The 17456-nt window shown below is 64.2% G+C and carries 14 protein-coding genes and 4 pseudogenes; 14 read left to right on the plus strand and 4 right to left on the minus strand.

From position 1 onward, the window contains the following. Nucleotide 1: 1 nt before the first annotated feature. A pseudogene (locus G6N54_RS26395) lies at nucleotides 2–821 on the minus strand (enoyl-CoA hydratase/isomerase family protein). A 130-nt stretch (nucleotides 822–951) separates the two neighbouring features. On the opposite strand from G6N54_RS26395, the gene G6N54_RS26400 reads away from it, so the two are divergent. After that, the gene (locus G6N54_RS26400; protein WP_163793406.1) at nucleotides 952–1629 is read left to right on the plus strand and encodes a hotdog family protein; all 678 of its coding nucleotides are present in this window, start codon (nucleotides 952–954) and stop codon (nucleotides 1627–1629) included. Continuing rightward, entirely contained in the window at nucleotides 1626–2510 is an 885-nt protein-coding gene (locus G6N54_RS26405; RefSeq protein WP_163793408.1) for an enoyl-CoA hydratase/isomerase family protein, read from the plus strand. The genes G6N54_RS26400 and G6N54_RS26405 overlap by 4 nt, the downstream gene beginning before the upstream one ends. Nucleotides 2511–2524: 14 nt before the next feature. Here the strand turns inward: G6N54_RS26405 and G6N54_RS26410 are convergent, their stop codons facing one another. After that, on the minus strand, nucleotides 2525–3322 hold the full coding sequence (locus tag G6N54_RS26410; RefSeq protein ID WP_163793410.1) for a TetR/AcrR family transcriptional regulator: 798 nt from the start codon (nucleotides 3320–3322) through the stop codon (nucleotides 2525–2527). A 252-nt stretch (nucleotides 3323–3574) separates the two neighbouring features. Between G6N54_RS26410 and G6N54_RS26415 the strand changes: the two are divergent. After that, nucleotides 3575–4027 (plus strand): annotated as a pseudogene (locus G6N54_RS26415) (SDR family NAD(P)-dependent oxidoreductase); the annotation flags it as partial. 12 nt (nucleotides 4028–4039) lie between these two features. Then, on the plus strand, nucleotides 4040–5047 hold the full coding sequence (locus G6N54_RS26420) for a dihydrodipicolinate synthase family protein (protein WP_163793414.1): 1008 nt from the start codon (nucleotides 4040–4042) through the stop codon (nucleotides 5045–5047). A gap of 86 nt (nucleotides 5048–5133) precedes the next feature. Here the strand turns inward: G6N54_RS26420 and mbp1 are convergent, their stop codons facing one another. Both mbp1 and G6N54_RS26430 read right to left on the minus strand, forming a co-directional pair. Further along, nucleotides 5134–5352, minus strand: a complete 219-nt coding sequence (mbp1, locus tag G6N54_RS26425) for a microaggregate-binding protein 1 (protein WP_163793416.1) — start codon at nucleotides 5350–5352, stop codon at nucleotides 5134–5136. Nucleotides 5353–5449: 97 nt separating this feature from the next. Beyond that, nucleotides 5450–5665 (minus strand): hypothetical protein, encoded by a 216-nt coding sequence (locus G6N54_RS26430; RefSeq protein ID WP_163793418.1) that lies wholly within the window; start codon nucleotides 5663–5665, stop codon nucleotides 5450–5452. A gap of 326 nt (nucleotides 5666–5991) precedes the next feature. Here G6N54_RS26430 and G6N54_RS26435 point away from each other — a divergent pair, with 326 nt between their 5' ends. The 10 genes and pseudogenes from G6N54_RS26435 (at nucleotide 5992) to G6N54_RS26480 (ending at nucleotide 17418) form a co-directional block, all read left to right on the plus strand. After that, complete coding sequence (locus G6N54_RS26435) at nucleotides 5992–6852, plus strand: enoyl-CoA hydratase (RefSeq protein WP_163793421.1); 861 nt, start codon at nucleotides 5992–5994, stop codon at nucleotides 6850–6852. A gap of 19 nt (nucleotides 6853–6871) precedes the next feature. Further along, nucleotides 6872–8074, plus strand: a pseudogene (locus G6N54_RS26440) (amidohydrolase family protein). A gap of 12 nt (nucleotides 8075–8086) precedes the next feature. Next, complete coding sequence (locus G6N54_RS26445; protein WP_163793423.1) at nucleotides 8087–9742, plus strand: acyl-CoA synthetase; 1656 nt, start codon at nucleotides 8087–8089, stop codon at nucleotides 9740–9742. Continuing rightward, nucleotides 9739–10567: pseudogene (locus G6N54_RS26450) on the plus strand (amidohydrolase family protein). Before G6N54_RS26445 ends, G6N54_RS26450 begins: the two are co-directional and overlap by 4 nt. 21 nt (nucleotides 10568–10588) lie before the next feature. Next, nucleotides 10589–11647, plus strand: a complete 1059-nt coding sequence (locus G6N54_RS26455; RefSeq protein WP_163793425.1) for an acyl-CoA dehydrogenase family protein — start codon at nucleotides 10589–10591, stop codon at nucleotides 11645–11647. 14 nt (nucleotides 11648–11661) lie between these two features. Beyond that, complete coding sequence (locus tag G6N54_RS26460) at nucleotides 11662–12864, plus strand: acyl-CoA dehydrogenase family protein (RefSeq protein ID WP_163793427.1); 1203 nt, start codon at nucleotides 11662–11664, stop codon at nucleotides 12862–12864. A gap of 182 nt (nucleotides 12865–13046) precedes the next feature. Then, nucleotides 13047–13316, plus strand: a complete 270-nt coding sequence (locus G6N54_RS26465; protein ID WP_090604920.1) for a metal-sensitive transcriptional regulator — start codon at nucleotides 13047–13049, stop codon at nucleotides 13314–13316. A gap of 334 nt (nucleotides 13317–13650) precedes the next feature. Next, a complete protein-coding gene (locus tag G6N54_RS26470; protein WP_163794997.1) occupies nucleotides 13651–14082 on the plus strand; it encodes an MmpS family transport accessory protein in 432 nt (143 codons plus the stop codon). Then, nucleotides 14079–17078 (plus strand): MMPL/RND family transporter, encoded by a 3000-nt coding sequence (locus G6N54_RS26475; protein ID WP_232073027.1) that lies wholly within the window; start codon nucleotides 14079–14081, stop codon nucleotides 17076–17078. The genes G6N54_RS26470 and G6N54_RS26475 overlap by 4 nt, the downstream gene beginning before the upstream one ends. Next, on the plus strand, nucleotides 17068–17418 hold the full coding sequence (locus tag G6N54_RS26480) for a hypothetical protein (protein WP_163788003.1): 351 nt from the start codon (nucleotides 17068–17070) through the stop codon (nucleotides 17416–17418). The genes G6N54_RS26475 and G6N54_RS26480 overlap by 11 nt, the downstream gene beginning before the upstream one ends. Nucleotides 17419–17456 lie beyond the last annotated feature (38 nt).

A 17456-nucleotide genomic window follows, 5' to 3' on the forward strand; every position in this document is an offset into this window, starting at 1 on the left:
GTCAACGTCCATCGAATTTCGGCGGGCGTCGTTGCCGAAATGCTTCCAAGCCGTCTTTGAAATCGTTTGTCCGACAAGATAATTCCAGGTTGAACAGCTCCTGCGTCATGGACTGGCTCAGCGACGCGTGCTGGCCGTACTGCAGGGCTTGCTTGGCCAGCCCGAGCGCGACGGTGGGACCTTCGGCGAGTCGCGCCAGCAGTCGCTCGACGGGATCGTCGAGTTCGGCCGGGCCGCGAGCCTGGTGAATCAATCCCCAGTCGGCAGCGTCGATCCCGCTCACCTTCTCGCCGAGCAACAGCATGCGCCGCGCGCGCCACCCCAGCCAGTCGGGGCAGCAGCCAGGTGGCACCCGAATCGGGGCTGAAACCCCGTTCGATGAACGGCTCCCAGAACACGGCATCGGTGGCGGCCACGGCGAAGTCGGCGACCAGCGCGAGACTGCAGCCCATCCCGACCGCCCAGCCCCGCACGGTGCACACCACCGGCAGTTGGATGGTTTGCACGAGCTCGATCAACCGGTGAGCGGCGTGTGGAATTCGGCGCACCAGATCACCGGTTCGCGGCCGCTGTCCGCTGCCGCCGTTGGTGGCGACCCAGTCGGCGCCCGCGCAGAAGTCGTCGCCCGCGCCGCGCAGGTGGATCGCGCGCAACGAGTCGTCGGCGGCGGCCTCGGTCAACGAACCGACCAGCGTATCGATCATCAAGTGGGTCAACGAATTACGCCGTCGCGGGCGATCGAGGGTGAGTTGCAGGATCGCGCCATCCCGGCGTGCGGTCACCGACCCCTCGGCGTCGGCCGCATCGGCGTCGTGACTCACCGTCGGATCCGGCCTTTCTCGGCGATACAGTTACCCATACAGTAGGCAATGCGATTGATACGCTGTATAAGTTATCAAGGAAACGCTGCCGACGGAACAACTCCGGTGATACCCGACGGAAGAGGGTCGCATGCCCGATCGCGCACCGGTACGCGCCGATGATGCGAAATTCGGCGAGCCGCCCCTTGCCCAGACGGTGGAGGCCGCCGGCGCGATGCGGCGGCTGAGCTCCCTGCTGCTCTCGCTGGAACATCCGCATCCGACGGTCGACGCGATGCTGGCGAAGTTCGGCGAATGGGAAGCCGAGCTGGCGTTGGTGGCCCCGCGAGACAACGCGCCCCGGATCGGCGACGTCGATGACGATCCGCGCCGGGTATACCTGAATCACGCGACCGATATCGGCGCCTATAACCCGTCCTTTCCCGAGTACTCCTTCGATTACCTCGACGCCGACAAGGCCGAGGGCGACGTGGTCTTCCCGCTCGTCTACGAGGGGCCGCCGGGCCTGGTGCACGGCGGCTTTCTGTGCGTCTTTTTCGACTGCGTGATCCAGCATCACAGTTGCGTGATGGGGCTGTCCGGCAAGACGCGATCGCTGCAGGTGACCTTCCGTCGGCCCACGCCGCTGCTGACCGAGCTGCGTTTCGACATCGCCCGATCGGAGGTCGAGCGCGGCATCGCCTCGACGGCGCGGCTGCGGCACGGCGACGACGTGCTGTGCATCGGCGAGGTCAACACCCTGGCCTCGCAGCCGGACAAGCTGACCGGATACAGATTCGGGAGCGGGCGAAAGGAATCGGCGACATGAGTGCCCCGCACGACGACCGGGTGCTTTTCGAAATCGATCCCGCGCATCGAATCGCGACGATCACGCTGAACAATCCCAAGCAGCGCAACTCCTATGACGCCGCCATGCGCGAGGCCGTCGGCCGCTGTCTGGATCAGGTGGCCGAAGACGACGATCTGACGGTGGTGCTGCTGCGCGGCGCCGAGGGAGTCTTTTCCACCGGGGCTGACATGAACAACGCATACGGCTGGTACGGCGAGAAGGCTCAGGCGCCCGAAGCGGCCAAGCGCCGGCCCAGTCAGCGCAGACGACTTACGGTGGACCGCAAGTCATTTAGCTTCTATCACAACTTCATGGGGTTTCCGAAGGTGACGGTGGGGGAGATCTCCGGCTATGCACTGGGCGGTGGATTCGAGATGGCCCTGATGACCGACATCTCGGTGATCGCCCGCGATACGAAGATCGGCATGCCGGCCACGCGCTTCCTGGGTCCGGCGTTGGGCAGCCTGCACATGTTCTTCCATCGGTTGGGGCCGGTACTGGCCCGCCGCCTGCTGCTGACCGGTGACGTCATCGAAGCGGGTGAGCTCGAGCATCTCGGAATCTTTACCGACACATGTGATTCCGGTGCCGTGACCGCGCGCGCCCGCTACTGGGCCGAGAAGGCGGCGAAGATGCCCGCCGACGGGGTTGTCATCGCCAAGGAGGCATTCCGCCTCGTCGAGCAGAGCCAGGCGTACAACGGTGAGGAAGTCGCGAGCTATCTCTTCCACGCCTACGGCACCAACTTGCAATTCGGGCCGGACGAGTTCAACTTCGTCAAAACCCGGGCACAGCACGGCACCAAGGAAGCATTCCGGCTACGTGACGAGCATTTCCGTGTGCCGAAACCCGAAACATAGCAACCGGATTCGCGCTAGCGGCGCGCGGTCGTCTTGGGTCGCGAAGATGACTTCGTCGCCTTGCGCGGCCGCGACGTTGTCGACTTGGCGGCTTTCGATCCCTCCTCGATCAACCGGCTGGCGTGGTCGAGGATGCAGGTGAGGCCGTACTCGAAATTGGTTTCATCCGGTGCGCCGATTCGGTGACCAATCCGGCTCACCTGGGCGAGCAGCGGGGTCTTTTCGGGGTCGATGGCAACGGTGTCTTCGATGGCGCGCGGGCCGACGTCGGAGGACTGGTTCTTTTCGTACAGCCGTTGCAGCACCACCGAGCCGCGGACGTGCACCGAAACCGCCGAATAGGTGTCGAAGGCGTCTTCGGGCGTGAGGCCGGCCTCGACCAGATTGGAGATCGCCTTCTCCATCTCCACGGCGCCCACTCGGGCCGCCTTGGGGCTCAGCGCGGCGCGAATCAAAATCAGGTCGCACAGAATTGGATTGCCCATGAACGTCTTACGCATCGAGCGCGCGTGATTGCGCAGGGTTTCGCGCCAATCGCTGGCCTCGACATAGGGAGTGGCGAACACATACTTGCTCAGGGCGCGGTCGGTCATCGCGTTGAGCAAGTCGTCCTTCTTGCGGAAGTACCAGTAAATGCTGGTAACGCCGACGCCGAGGTGTTTGCCGAGCAGCGGCATGCTCAAATTGTCGATCGAGACCTGCTCCGCGAGTTCGAATGCGCCGCTGATGATGTCGTCGGGGTTGATGGATCCGCGTTCACGTCTTTGACGCTTATCAGCGGTTGCCTGCTTTGCCACTACGGGCACCTCCATCAAAATGTATCCTGTGCGTACGGTCTGCAACGGTGCCACCGATTGAATCAAATCTACTCGGCAGATATGCTCCCACCTGCGTATATGTAGGCGTGTCGCCATTCTGGCGTGGCCTTCAACCGGCGCCTCGTACGCATTTCCATCTGTTACTGTAATACCTATCGTAGGCTTTTTGGTATATGAAGCTGGACGGGCAAAGATGACCGGACGCAAGCCATTGGCTGCCGCAGCGCATGAGCCGCGGATGTCGCCATGGATCTAGGCCTGGCGAATGCGACAGCGGTAGTTGTTGGTGGTAGTCGCGGTATGGGTTTGGCCGCGTCGCGTTGCCTGGCCGAAGACGGCGCGCGGGTGGCGGTGGTCGGCCGAACTCAAACCTCCCTCGACAGCGCAGTGACCGATCTCACCGACCGTGGCAGTCCGGAGGCCCTGGGATTCGCGGCCGACATCGGTCACTCCGCGGCGGTGGACAAAGTATTCGCCGAAATTTCCGCCCGATGGAACGGCGAACTCAACGTACTGATCAATACGGTCGGCCCGGGAGCGGCGGGCAGCTTCGAAGACCTCACCGACGACCAGTGGCGTCAGTCTGTCGAAGAAGGCGTGATGGGGATGGTGCGCTGCGTGCGCGCGGCGCTTCCCCTGCTGCGTAAAGCGCAGTGGGCACGCGTCGTCGACTTTTCGGCGCACTCGACACAGCGGCAAAAGGAGTGAACTGTGGCGACAGCTGCTGAGGCGCGCACCTGGGCGCGCGGAGCATTGCGCGGAATCGGCGACTCGCTCTACACACCGTTCTGCGGCACCGACGGCGAGGACATCGACTGGGATGCGTACCGGACTCTGGTGCGTTACTGCGTCGGTGATCTCGGGCACCCGATGCTGTGGTGTACCAGCGGAATCGCCGAATTCTGGTCGCTCACCATCGGCGAGCGGAAACGCTTGCTGGAAGTGGCGATCGAGGAAGCCCGCGCCATCAACCCCGACGTCGTGGTGCAGGCCTGTACGGCCGCCACGGCACCCAAGGACTGTCTGGATTTGACGCAGCACGCTGCGCAGGCGGGCGCCGATATCGCCTACATCCAGACCCCGATGATGGAGGCCCACGGGGGCGAAGGCGTGCTGCGATTCTTCAAATACATTGCCGCGCGGACGGATATCGCACTCGGGATGTTCAATTCTCCGTCGTCGGGCTATGTGTTGACCCCGGCCGAAAGCGCCCGGATCTACGAAGAGGTGCCCGCCGTGTGCGCCACCAAGGAGGGCGCCTTCCGACCCGAGGCCAGCCGCCGGCTGCACGAATTGGCGCCCGGTCTGGCGGTATGGGAATGCGACAGGACGGTGTATCGCGCCGGGTGGTTGCGGGCGGGAATCGTCTGCCCGGCCCAATTGGGCACCGCTGGTTATCTTTTCGAGACACCGCAGCGGCGGCAGTTCTCCGAGTATTGGGAACTGATCCTCAACGACAAGCTGCTCGAGGCAATGGACTACGGGCGCGAGTCCGGGATGGACCAATTCGATCTGGACATCGGATCGTGGTGGACCTGCTACCCGGGACGATCCGATTACTTCACTCACTGGGGCGGGGCTTTCAAATACGCCGCCTCGCTGCTGGGCCTGCCGATAGGCGCGTACCCGCATTCGCGGCCTCCGCAGGCGGAATTGCCGGCCGAGGCCAAGGCCCAGATCGAAACGGCATATCGCCGGCTCGGACTCGTCGGCGGGTAGAGACCTGCCGGAAAACCTTGTGCCGCACGCCCACGCGAAGGCCCGGCCACCCAGGGTGACCGGGCCCTGCGCAGCAGGCGCGTTGGCTAGTTTTGCTCGGCGCGCTGGCGTGCCTCGTGAATCTTCGCCTCGGCACGAGCCTTGTCGGCTTGAGCTTCCTTCTTCGTGGCATTGCGCAGCGCCTCGGCTTTGTCCTGCTGCGCCTGACCCTCGGTGATCCAGTCGTTGCGGCCCGCGACGGTGCCGACTACTTCCTTGGCCTTGCCCACGACGTCGTCCACCACGCCTCGGATGATGTCAACCATCGGCGTTTCCCTCCTCCTGCCTAGTGGGTGCCTGACTACCTCTTCCCGATCACCCGATCGCAGAAACCACGATCCGGACGTGGCGCTCGCCACAGAATCAGTGCGCATGCCCGTTGGCAGCGGCGTTCACCGGCGTTTTCGCCGTCGTCGCGGTCGCCTCGGCATCCGCGATGTGCGGCGCCGACTCATCCGTGGGCGCGCGCTCGCCGCTGTTTCGGCGCCGCCGCGCCCACCAGACGAGCGCGATCGCCACACCCGCCGGTCCCAGCGCCAGCAGGAACTGAACACCGGCCAGCGTCGCCTCGATTTTCATTACGGCTGACCGCGCCTGCTTCAGGCGATGCACAACCGCTTTTGCTGTCGACTTCACTAACAAACCCCTCAGCTCCCGGATATCGGCGTTCTGTTGTCGGTAACCCGGGGAGTCGCCATCCCAAACACGGGCTGCGAATTCGTTGCTGGGATTTCCGCAGCCAGTCGCCGTCGCCGATGGGCGTTCAGCATCGGTGAAATTCGCTGTTTGGCCTGGGTTCACGGGGTCGCACGAACAGTTGTGGAATGCAGTACCGATAGGTATACAGTATGGGTACAAAGCCCACTGAAATCCGTCGTCACAAGCATGAGGAGGTGTCGCGGAGAATGTCCGGCAACGACGGTGCCTCCCAGGACTGTCGAGCCGACGATGCGGTGCTCTACGAGGCCACGGACAGCGGCGTCGCGATCCTGACGTTCAATCGGCCGGACCGCCTCAACGCGTGGGGCCCCGACATCGCCGCCGGCTTCTATGCCGGTATCGACCGCGCCGAATCCGATCCCGCCGTCCGGGTGGTCGTGCTGACCGGTCGGGGCAGAGGGTTCTGCGCCGGTGCGTATTTGGGCGCACCGGGCGGCGGGGCGGCGAAGGTCAGCGAATCGATGGAGAATGCCGGGCAGACGAATCTCGCTGACTTGGTCGGCGAACGGCCGCCGCATTTTGTGACCACGTTGCGCAAGCCGGTCATCGCGGCCATCAACGGTGCCTGTGTCGGCATCGGCTTGACCCAGGCGTTGATGTGCGACGTCCGGTTCGCCGCCGCCGGGGCCAAGTTCGGTGCGGTGTTCGCGCGCCGGGGCCTGATCGCAGAATTCGGCATCTCGTGGATCCTGCCCCGCCTGACCAGCATGGGAATCGCGCTCGACCTCTTGCTGAGCGCGCGCACGTTTCTCGCCGAGGAGGCCGCCGAGCTGAGATTGGTCAAAGAGGTGGTGGCGGCCGACGACCTGATGAAGCGTGTCCTGGAGTATGCCGAGGACATGGCCGCCAACTGCTCGCCGGCGTCGATGGCGGTGGTCAAACGGCAGGTCTACGCCGACGACATCCGCGATGTCGTGGACGCGCACAATCGCTCCGAAATCCTGGTGCACGAAGCGATGTCGCGGCCGGATGTCATCGAAGGGATCACGTGCTTTCTCGAGAAGCGGACCCCGCAGTTTTCTGCGCTGCGCCCAACAGACGCTTAGCGCCTCCGAAGGGATGATCATGAGTAGCTTGAGCTACAAGGCGATTGACGTCGACAACCACTACTACGAACCGCTGGATGCCTTCACCCGCCACCTCGACAAGGCGTTCAAGACTCGCGGCGTGCAGATGGTCACCCAAGGCAAGCGCACCTTGGCCGTGATCGGAGGCCGGGTCAACAACTTCATTCCGAACCCGACCTTCGACCCGATCATCGTTCCTGGCTGCCTGGATCTGTTGTTCCGCGGCGAGATTCCCGAAGGCGTCGACCCGGCCTCACTGATGAAGGTCGAGCGGCTCTCCGAACACCCCGAGTACCAGAACCGTGACGCCCGCATCACGGTGATGGACACCCAGGACGTCGAAACGATGTTCATGCTCCCGACATTCGGGTGTGGGGTCGAGGAGGCGCTCAAGCACGACATCGATGCGACGATGGCGTCGGTGCACGCGTTCAACCTGTGGCTCGACGAGGACTGGGGTTTCGATCGGCCCGACCGCCGGATCATCAGCGCGCCGATCATCTCGCTGGCTGATCCGGCCAAGGCGCTCGAAGAGGTCGACTTCGTGTTGGCCCGCGGCGCCAAACTGGTGCTGGTGCGCCCGGCGCCGGTGCCCGGCGTGGTCAAGCCGCGGTCGTTGGGACATCCCAGCCATGACCCGGTGTGGGCGCGGTTGGCCGAGGCGGGCGTGCCGGTCGGTTTTCACCTCAGCGACAGCGGCTATTTGCACATCGCGGCGGCATGGGGCGGCAAGTCGACGTTCGAAGGGTTCGGCGCTAAGGATCCGTTGGACAACGTGCTGCTCGACGACCGCGCGATCCACGACACGATGGCCTCGATGATCGTGCACGGCGTGTTCACCCGCCATCCGGAACTGAAGGCGGTCAGCATCGAAAACGGTTCGTACTTCGTGCATCGTCTGGTCAAGCGGCTGAAGAAGGCGGCTAACACCCAGCCGCGCGATTTCCCCGAGGATCCGGTGGGGCAGTTGCGCATCAACGTGTGGATCGCCCCGTACTACGAGGACGACCTGCCGGAGCTGGCCGAGGTCATCGGTGTCGACAAGATCTTGTTCGGCTCGGACTGGCCACACGGCGAAGGCCTCGAGTCGCCGGTGTCGATCACCGGGGAACTGACCGCTTTCAGCGAATAGGATATCCGGAAGATCATGCGCGACAATGCGTTAGATCTGCTCGGCGCCAAAGCCGTCGTGGCGGCCTAGGCGGCCCCGCCAGTGAGCGAATGGACCGTCGGAGCGGCTTTCGACGCCATCGCCGACGTTATCGGCGACCGCGTGATGACGGTATGCGGGGCCCGTCGCAGCACCTTCGCCGAATCGGCGAGCCGAACCAGCCGGCTAGCAAACGTTTTGAGCGCCAACGGCTTCGGCGTGAACCGCGAGCGGGACACGCTGAACCGTTGGGAATGCGGTCAGGATCGTGTCGCGCTGCTGATGTACAACGACCTGTACCCGGACGCGGTAATCGCGTGCCTGAAAGCCCGGGTGGTCCCGGTCAATGTGAACTACAGCTATTCGCCTCGGGAGATCGCCGACCTGTTCTCCCATGTGCGGCCCCGCGGCATCATCTATCACTCCTCGCTCGGCGCGCGGTGTGCCGAGGTACTGCCGTCGGACGGTGCCGAATTGCTGATCTCGATCGACGACGGCAGCGGTGCAGCCGAACTACCCGGCGCGGTATCGCTGGAAGATGCTCTGGCGCAAGGCGGTTCGGGAAACCCGGCTCCGGGATCGCCGGACGACCTGATCATGGTGTGCACCGGCGGTACCACCGGCCGTCCCAAAGGAGTGTTGTGGCGCCAAGCCGACATGTACGTGGCGTCGATGGCCGCAGCAGATCATGCCAGCGTCGACGAGATCCACGCGAAGGTGCGCGGGGGCGGCCAGGCGTGGTTCGCGGTCTCGCCACTGATGCATGCCGCCGGCATGTGGACCGCGTTCTCGGCGATCATGAACGGATACACGGCCGTGCTCTACGACGGCCGGGGCAAACTCGACGTGCGCTCGGTGTGGCAGACCGCCGAGCGTGAACGGGTCGGCATGATGACGATGGTCGGCGATGCCTATGCCGGCCCGCTGGTCGCCGAGTTGCAACGAGGCACCTACGATCTGTCGTCGTTGTACGCGATCGGCACCGGTGGGGCCGCAACGAATCCGAAGTTCAAGCGTGCGTTGATGGACAAGCTGCCCCAGGTCACCATCATCGACGGCTACGGCTCGTCGGAATCCGGGAACATGGGGTTCGGGCACAGCCAGCGCGGTAAACAAAGTGAGACTTTCGTGCTTCGCGAGGGCGGAGCGGTGGTCTCGGATGATCGCACCAGGTTCTTGGCACCCGGTGATCCCGAGATCGGCTGGGTAGCGCGCAGTGGCCGGATTCCGTTGGGCTACTTCGACGATGCCGACGCCACCGAGCGCACCTTCCCCGAGATCGACGGTACCCGGGTGGTGATCGCCGGCGACCGGGCGAGCATCGAGTCGGACGGGTCCCTTCGCCTGTACGGACGCGATTCGTTGGTGGTGAACACCGGCGGCGAAAAGGTCTTCGTCGAAGAGGTCGAAGAGGTGCTGCGCAACCACCCCGGCGTCGCCGACGCGTTGGTGGTCGGGCGGCCCAGCGAGCGGTGGGGCCAGGAAGTCGTCGCGCTGGTCGCCGTGGCGCCCGAGGCCGGCGTCGTCGACGAAGTCGAGTTGGCCATCCTGTGCAAATCGCAGCTGGCTCACTTCAAAGCACCCAAGGCAATCCTGCTGGTCGACCAGATCCAGCGACTCGGCAATGGCAAACCGAACTACCGCTGGGCCAAACAAACTGCTGCGGGACAGCTTCCGGCTGCCGTGCTGGCCGGCGCCGAAGCAGAAGGATCCGCATGACCGACAAAGCGATTGACTGCCTGGTCAATGTGCACTTCGGTGAGGTCGACTCCCAGCCCACCTGGATGCTCAAGGTCCGCGACGACTATTTCAAGGGCCCACAGTCGATGTTCGCGCCCGCCGACCTGTCCGAGCTGCTCAACGAGATGGATGAGCAGGGAGTGCAGAAGGCCATCCTGATGGACAACCTGGCCAGCCCGTCGACCACCGCACGCAAGTTCGTCGAGGCCAAGCCGGAACGGTTCGCGCTGGCCATGGGGGGCGTCAATCTGCTGCGTCCGGTGGGGCCGTTGCGGGAACTGGCCGCCCTCGTGCGCGACCTGCCGGTCGCGTATGCCGTAGTGGGACCCAGCTTTTGGGGCGACGGCCAGTACCCGCCCAGCGATGCCGTCTACTACCCGTTGTACGCCAAGTGTGCGGAGCTGGGCTTGCCGCTGTGCGTGAACACCGGCATTCCGGGGCCGCCGATCCCCGGCGAGGTGCAGAACCCCATCCATCTCGACCGGGTGTGCGTGCGGTTTCCGGAACTCAAGCTGTGCATGATCCATGGCGCCGATCCGTGGTGGGATGTCGCGATCCGGCTGCTGCTCAAATATGCGAACCTTCGGCTGATGACCTCGGCCTGGTCGCCCAAGCGGTTACCCGAAAGTCTGCTGCACTACATGCGCACCCGCGGCCCTAACAAGGTCATCTACGCGTCGGACTGGCCGGTGTTGCGAATGCGTCGAGTGCTGCCCGAAGCGCGCGCTCGACCTGCCCGCAGAGGTGCTGGGTAACTACCTGTACAACAACGCACAAGAGTTTTTCTTCGGCGACCGAGCCTGAGATACGACAGGAGCAACTGAGATGGACCGCTTCGAGCTGCGCAGACTGGACTACAGCCTGTCCGATCATCATGTGGATCTGCAGAATGCGTACAAGCAATTCTTCAAGACCCACTGCTCCATCGAAACAGTCCGCGCCGCGGAGGCTTCCGGGTTCGACAAGAACCTGTGGGAGCGGTTGTGCGCGATGGGTGCGACGACGATGGCGCTGCCCGAGTCCTGCGGCGGCGACGGCGCGACACTCGTCGACCTCACGTTGGTGGCCGAGGAGATCGGGCGCTGTATCGCGCCGGTTCCGTGGGTCGATCACGTGTGCGCCGCGCGGCTATTGGGCCGCCTCGGAGCCCTGGGCGCCGACACCGCCGGCATCGCGGACGGCGAACAACTCGCGGGGATCGATGCGCGCATCGACGGCGCACCGGGCCTCCGCCTGATCCCGACCGGATCGATCGCCGACCACATCGTCGTTCGCGATGGTGACGAGGTGGCGCGCCTGACGTTCGGGACCCGGCCGACCAAGGTCGACAATCTCGGTCGGCTGCCGATGGCCTGGGTCGATCCGGCCAACGCCGACACCCGCACCGTCGTCGCGAAGGGGCCCGAGGCGATCGCGAACTATGAACTCGCGCTGGATGAATGGCGGTTGCTGACCGCGTCGGCCCTGGTCGGCCTCGTCGAGGAGACGATGACGATCGCGGCCGAATTCTCCAAGACACGTTACACATTGGGCGTCCCGATCTCGACGCTGCAGGCTATTTCGCATCCGCTGGCCAACATGGCCATCACCGTCCAGGGCGGACGCAACCTGGTCCGGCGGGCGGCCTGGTTCCTGGACAACGAACCCGGCGAGCGAGCCGAGTTGGCGCCGTCGGCGTTCGTGTTCATGGCCGAAGAGGCCGCCAAGGCGGCCACGATGGCAGTGCATATCCAAGGTGGGCTTGGTGTTTCGGCCGAAGCTGCAGCGACGGCCTACCTGGTGCGGGCCCGTGGATGGCCGCTCGCGGCCGGGGACCCGGGTGCCACCGCCAAGCGGGTCGCCGAGATCGTGACCGCGCGCGAGAGCGCGGCCGTGGGCGTCTAGGACAGGAGTAACACATGGACTTCTCCCGGGTGGAGCTATCCGACGAGGACACCGCGTTCCGCGACGAAGTGCGTGAACTTCTCAAAACCCTGGTGACCGAGGATGTTCGGCGCCGCGATCGCGAGACCGGTGACAACTTCGACGAGGGCGTGCACCTGGCCCTGGGAGCCGCGGGTTATCTGGCGTGCGAATGGAAACCGGAATCCGATGGCGGATTCACCCGGCTGCGCCGGCGCATCTGGGAACTGGAGAAGCGCCGCGCCCACGTGCCGTGGGTGACCTGGGGCACGACCGCCATGGTGGCGCGCTCGGTCGCGAGATTCGGATCGGCCGAGCTGCAGGACGAGGTGATGCCGCGAGTCTTCACCGGCGAGGTCCGGCTCTGCCTCGGTTACACCGAACCCGAGGGCGGCTCCGACGTCGCGACCTGCAAGACCCGCGCAGTGCGCGACGACTCAGGAGATGGAAGCTGGGTGATCAACGGTTCGAAGATGTTCACCACCGGTGCGCACAACTGCCAGTACGTTTTGCTGATCACCAACACCGCTCCAGATGCACCAAAGCACAAGAGCCTGACCATGTTTCTGGTGCCGTTGGACTTGCCGGGCATCGAGATCCAGGGCATCCGCACTGTCGACGGCGATCGGACCAACATCGTGTACTACAGCGATGTCCGCGTCGACGACAAGTACCGGCTGGGCGAGGTGAACGCCGGCTGGACCGTGCTGCGCGAGCCGCTCAACACCGAGCACGGCGCGGTCGCCGCCGCGCCCGACGGATTGCAGGACACCTCGATCATGATGCACCAGGCTGGTTCGATGTCGACAGCCGTCGACCACGCCGTGGCGGCCGTGACCCGGCAGGATCCCAACGGGCGCAAGCTGGTCGACGATGGTTCGATCGCGTATCGGCTGGGTCGCAGCATCGCCCGCTTGGAGGCGGCGTTGTCGTCGCCGAACATCTACGGGCGGGTGGCCATCGCCCAGACGATGCGCGACATCTCCCCGGACCTGATGGACATCCACGGCGCGGCATCGACACTGCCGTTCGGCACCGACGGGGCCGCCGATGACGGCAGCGCCGAATACGCCTACCGTTTCGCGCCTCTGGTCGGAATCTACGGCGGCACCCTCGAGGTGTTCCGGAACATGATCGGGCAGTACACGCTCGGGTTGGGCAAGCCCAACTACTCACCGCCGGTGAAGCAGGTCTCGTAATTTCCTACCCTGGTGCCGAACGTGCACTGCTGGCGGTGTTGTCCGGCGTGCCCCGCCACCAGTGCACGCTCGGCGACATACGGCGTCCGGTGCCGGGTGTGAAGCCGCGACGACCCGGCGTCCGGAAATACCCCCAGGGGGATAATGCTCTATATTGTGGTGTAACAGGTAAGGGGACGGTAATGGTTGGTGACGAAGACAGTATTGCCGCGGTACTCAATCGGTTGCGCCGTGCGCAGGGACAGCTGGCGGGCGTGATCTCGATGATCGAGCAGGGCCGGGACTGTAAGGACGTGGTCACGCAGCTCGCCGCCGTGTCGCGCGCGCTCGATCGCGCCGGATTCAAGATCGTCGCCACGGGTATGCGCGAATGCACAACCGGGAAAGCCGCAAAGGGCAAAAAGCCGTTGACGGAAGACGAGCTGGAGAAGCTCTTCCTCGCGCTGGCCTGACAAATCCATCGATTAGCGCAGCCGTGTGACGTCCGGACGTCACACGGCTGCTTGCTGCGCGTCAGGGTGTGCTAGGTCCATCCATTGATGTGTCGACGGCGACCGGCGATTGCTATACTATACCCCGTAGGGTATAAATGGCTTCTGATCTGCGGGTGAGCGAGGAGGTTGACGTGCGTGGGGCCCGGAGTTTTCGCTTCCCGCCAGTTGCGCGCGGGTACGGCGCCGTCTCGATGGACCCGAAAGACCATTCAAATCGAGGCCGAACGGCCCTGCTTGCTGCACCGACCCGGCCCGAAACTGATAGCACGCGGCAATGAGAGCGAAGACACCGATGTTGACCTTTCTGAAACGAACGTGGGTACCGATCGTCGTCGTGGTCGCGATCGCGTTCGGCGGCATCGCCGTCGAGCGCCTGCGCGGGGTTTTCGGCTCCGACGCGATTTTCGGGGAAACGGGTCGTAGTGCCGAGCCCCTGGAGCCATCGCACGTCAAGCGGGTGACCTACGAGGTCTACGGACCCAGCGATGCGTCGGGGAGTGTGAGTTACCTCGACAACAAGGCCCAGCCCGAACGGGCGGACTTCACCAGCTTGCCCTGGACCGTGGCGATCACCACGACGGTGCCGGCGGTGCTCGCAAGCGTGGTGGCGCAGGGCAACAGCGACAACATCGGGTGCCGCATCACGGTCAACGGCGAGGTCAAGGACGATAAATCCGCTACCGGGCGCGACGCACAAACATCCTGTTTGGTGAAAGCCGCATGAGCGCCGATAGCGATACTCGTCCGAGATTCATGCGGTTCGTCCGCAGGTTTGCCTGGCCCATCATCATCGGATGGCTACTTCTGACCGTCGCGCTGAATGTGCTTGTGCCGCCGATCGAGTCGGTCGCGCGAAACCACGCGGTGACCATGTCCCCCCAAGATGCTCCGGCGATGATCGCCGCCAAGCGCATCGGTGCGACGTTCCACGAGTCGGACTCCGATAGCATCGTGATGATTGTCCTGGAGAGCGACAAAGATCTCGGCGACGAGGCGCACCGCTATTACGACGGCTTGGTGAAAAAGCTGCAGGCCGATCCTCAGCACGTGCAGCATGTCCAGAACGTGTGGGGAGATCCCCTGACCGCCGCCGGAGTCCAGAGCCGCGACGGCAAGGCCGCTTACGTCCAACTCAATCTGGCCGGCAACCAGGGCAGCACCCTGGGCAACCAGTCCGTCGACGCGGTGCGGAAGATCGTCAATGGGTCAGAGCCCCCCAAGGGGCTCAAGGTTTACGTCACCGGCCCGGCACCGCTGACGACGGACATGAACGAAGCCGCCGACAAAAGCATGTTCAAGATGATGGGCGTCACGGGTGTGGTCATCATGATCGTGCTTTTCATCGCCTACCGCTCGATCAGTACGGTGCTTCTTGTTCTCGTGATGGTCGGTTTCGAGATGGGCACGGCCAGAGGGCTTGTCGCACTGCTCGGGAACAACGAATTGTTGGGATTCTCGACGTTCGTCGTCGCCATGCTGTCTTCGTTGGCGATCGCGGCGGGAACCGATTACGCGATATTTCTCATCGGGCGGTACCAGGAAGCGCGCCAAGCAGGCCAGGATCGAGAAACGGCCTGGTACGCGATGTTCCGCGGGACGTCTCACATCATCTTGGGCTCGGGGTTGACCATCGCTGGAGCTACCTTCTGTCTCTACTTCGCGCGGCTGTCGTATTTCAAGGCGCTGGGCATTCCGTCCGCTCTGGGGCTGCTCGTCGTCGTCGCTGGAGCCATGACCGCCGCACCGGCCGTGGTTGCCGTGGCTTCCCGGTTCGGTTTGCTCGACCCGAGAAGGATGATCAAGACGCGCGGGTGGCGGCGCATCGGCACCGCTACCGTGCGCTGGCCCGGACCGGTGTTCGCGGCCTCGCTGGCCGTCGCAATCGTCGGCATCCTAATCATGCCGAGCATGAAAATCAGCTACAGCGACCGCTACTACATACCCGGAAACCTGCCGTCGAACGTCGGGTACGCGGCCGCAGAGCGCCATTTCAGTGCCGCGACAATGAATCCCGACATCCTCATGATCGAAAGCGGCCACGACATGCGGAACAGCGGCGACATGATCATCCTGGACAGGCTCGCCAAAGACGTCTTTCGTTCGCCCGGTATCGCGATGGTGCAGAGCATCACCCGGCCGTTGGGTGGGCCGATCGAGCACACCTCCATACCGTTCCAGATCAGCGCCCAGTCGATTACGATCCAGCAGAACATTCAGTTCATGAGGGACCGCACGGCGGACATGCTCAAGATGAGCGACGATCTCGGCGCCATGATCGTCTCGATGCAGCGAATGCAGGGCTTGCTTGCGCAGATGAGCGGCGCGACTCATCACATGATCGGCGACATGCACGAGATGCAGGCCACCCTGGACGAGATGCGCGACCACCTGGCGGACTTCGACGATTTCGCGAGGCCGTTTCGCGGCTATTTGTATTGGGAGCCACATTGTTTCAACATCCCGGTGTGCTGGGCTTCCAGGTCGGTGTTTGAGGCGATCGACGGTGTGGACAAGTTCAGCGGGAACATGAGCACGCTGATCAACGACATGGGCGATGTCGACGCGATAATGCCACAGATGCTGGCGCAGTTCCCGCCGATGATCGCCGTCGCGACGTCCATGCGGGGCACTCTGCTCACGATGCACAGCAGCTTCTCTGGTCTGGTCACACAGATGGCGCAGATGACTGATACAGCGAGCGCGATGGGCCAGGCCTTTGACGCTTCCAGGAGTGGCGACTACTTCTACCTGCCGCCAGAAGCGTTCCAGAATGCCGACTTTCAGCGCGGATTGAAACTCTTCCTGTCGCCGGACGGCAAGGCGGCGCGCTTTATCATCACCCACGACGCCGACCCGGCAACCCCGGCAGGCATTGCCGCGGTCAAGCCTGAGCTGAATGCCGCGCATCAGGCGGTGAAGGGCACGACGTTGACCGACGCCAAGTTCTCCCTCGCCGGGACCGCGGCGATATACCGTGACATCCAGGCGGGCTCCCGGTATGACTTGTTGATCGTCGGAATCGCCGCTCTGACATTGATTTTCGTAGTGATGGTGATTATCACTCGAGCCCTGGTGGCGTCGCTGGTGATCGTCGGGACGGTGCTGCTGTCGCTGGGCGCCGCGTTCGGACTGTCGGTACTGGTGTGGCAACACCTCTTCGGCCTGGACTTGAACTGGATCGCTCCGGTGTTCGGATTCATCATCCTGCTGGCTGTGGGATCGGACTACAACCTGCTGCTGGTGTCACGGTTCCAGGAGGAGATCGGGGCGGGGCTCAGGACCGGCATCGTCCGGTCGATGGGGGAGACCGGCGGTGTCGTCACGGCGGCGGGGCTGGTTTTCGCCTTCACCATGATGTCGATGGCCGCCAGCGACCTGCGCTCGATCGGCCAGGCCGGCACCACGATTGGCCTCGGCCTGTTGTTCGACACGCTGGTCGTCCGCTCGCTCATGACACCGTCGATTGCGGCGCTGCTGGGGCGGTGGTTCTGGTGGCCGCACATAGTGCGCCCACGTCCGGCCAGCTCTATGCTGCGGCCTTTCGGACCGCGTCGCCTGGTTCGCTCTCTCCTTCTGGGGGAGGCCGCCGACGCGCCCAAGTGCCAGGAACGTATCGGGGTGGCAAAGACGCCGGTCCCGGCGATGGGGAGCAGTTTTAGGGCCGATGGTCCCTACCGTGAAGACGCAACCGTGCGCCATCATTCGAATCATGACGGATGAATCTGAATTGGAGGCCGGGCGCGGCGCCAGCGCGACGGACCACCTTCATCCCGCTGATCGGCACGACCGGCCCAGCCGGCTTGGTCAGGCCGCTGCCTGGGTACTCATCGCTGCCGGTGTGGTTTTCGTCGTTGCGGTGATTTTCTTCTCGGGCGTCATATTTGGTTGGTCCTCGGGCCGCGATCACGGCTGGGACCGTGATGGATGGCCGATGCATCCCGGGACGACGGGGTGTCCCATGATGGGGCCGGGCGGGATGATGGGCCCGGGCGGCATGATGCGACCCGGCGGCCCGGGTCCGTCCCTGCCGCCATCCGCACCCGTTTTGCCACACCCGTAGCGCGCCGCCTGGGGCATACCCCTGCGGGTATAGGAGTC

Source organism: Mycobacterium stomatepiae (assembly GCF_010731715.1).
In the GTDB taxonomy this organism is placed as follows: Bacteria; Actinomycetota; Actinomycetes; order Mycobacteriales; family Mycobacteriaceae; genus Mycobacterium; species Mycobacterium stomatepiae.

Bases quoted from the DNA above. Each gene is read 5' to 3' on its own strand.
- G6N54_RS26480 (WP_163788003.1), top strand. From the start codon at position 17,068: ATGACGGATGAATCTGAATTGGAGGCCGGGCGCGGCGCCAGCGCGACG.
- G6N54_RS26460 (WP_163793427.1), top strand. From the start codon at position 11,662: ATGGACTTCTCCCGGGTGGAGCTATCCGACGAGGACACCGCGTTCCGC.
- mbp1 (WP_163793416.1), bottom strand. From the start codon at position 5,352: ATGGTTGACATCATCCGAGGCGTGGTGGACGACGTCGTGGGCAAGGCC.
- G6N54_RS26435 (WP_163793421.1), top strand. From the start codon at position 5,992: ATGTCCGGCAACGACGGTGCCTCCCAGGACTGTCGAGCCGACGATGCG.
- G6N54_RS26455 (WP_163793425.1), top strand. From the start codon at position 10,589: ATGGACCGCTTCGAGCTGCGCAGACTGGACTACAGCCTGTCCGATCAT.
- G6N54_RS26430 (WP_163793418.1), bottom strand. From the start codon at position 5,665: ATGAAAATCGAGGCGACGCTGGCCGGTGTTCAGTTCCTGCTGGCGCTG.
- G6N54_RS26465 (WP_090604920.1), top strand. From the start codon at position 13,047: ATGGTTGGTGACGAAGACAGTATTGCCGCGGTACTCAATCGGTTGCGC.
- G6N54_RS26405 (WP_163793408.1), top strand. From the start codon at position 1,626: ATGAGTGCCCCGCACGACGACCGGGTGCTTTTCGAAATCGATCCCGCG.
- G6N54_RS26470 (WP_163794997.1), top strand. From the start codon at position 13,651: ATGTTGACCTTTCTGAAACGAACGTGGGTACCGATCGTCGTCGTGGTC.
- G6N54_RS26400 (WP_163793406.1), top strand. From the start codon at position 952: ATGCCCGATCGCGCACCGGTACGCGCCGATGATGCGAAATTCGGCGAG.
- G6N54_RS26475 (WP_232073027.1), top strand. From the start codon at position 14,079: ATGAGCGCCGATAGCGATACTCGTCCGAGATTCATGCGGTTCGTCCGC.
- G6N54_RS26410 (WP_163793410.1), bottom strand. From the start codon at position 3,322: ATGGAGGTGCCCGTAGTGGCAAAGCAGGCAACCGCTGATAAGCGTCAA.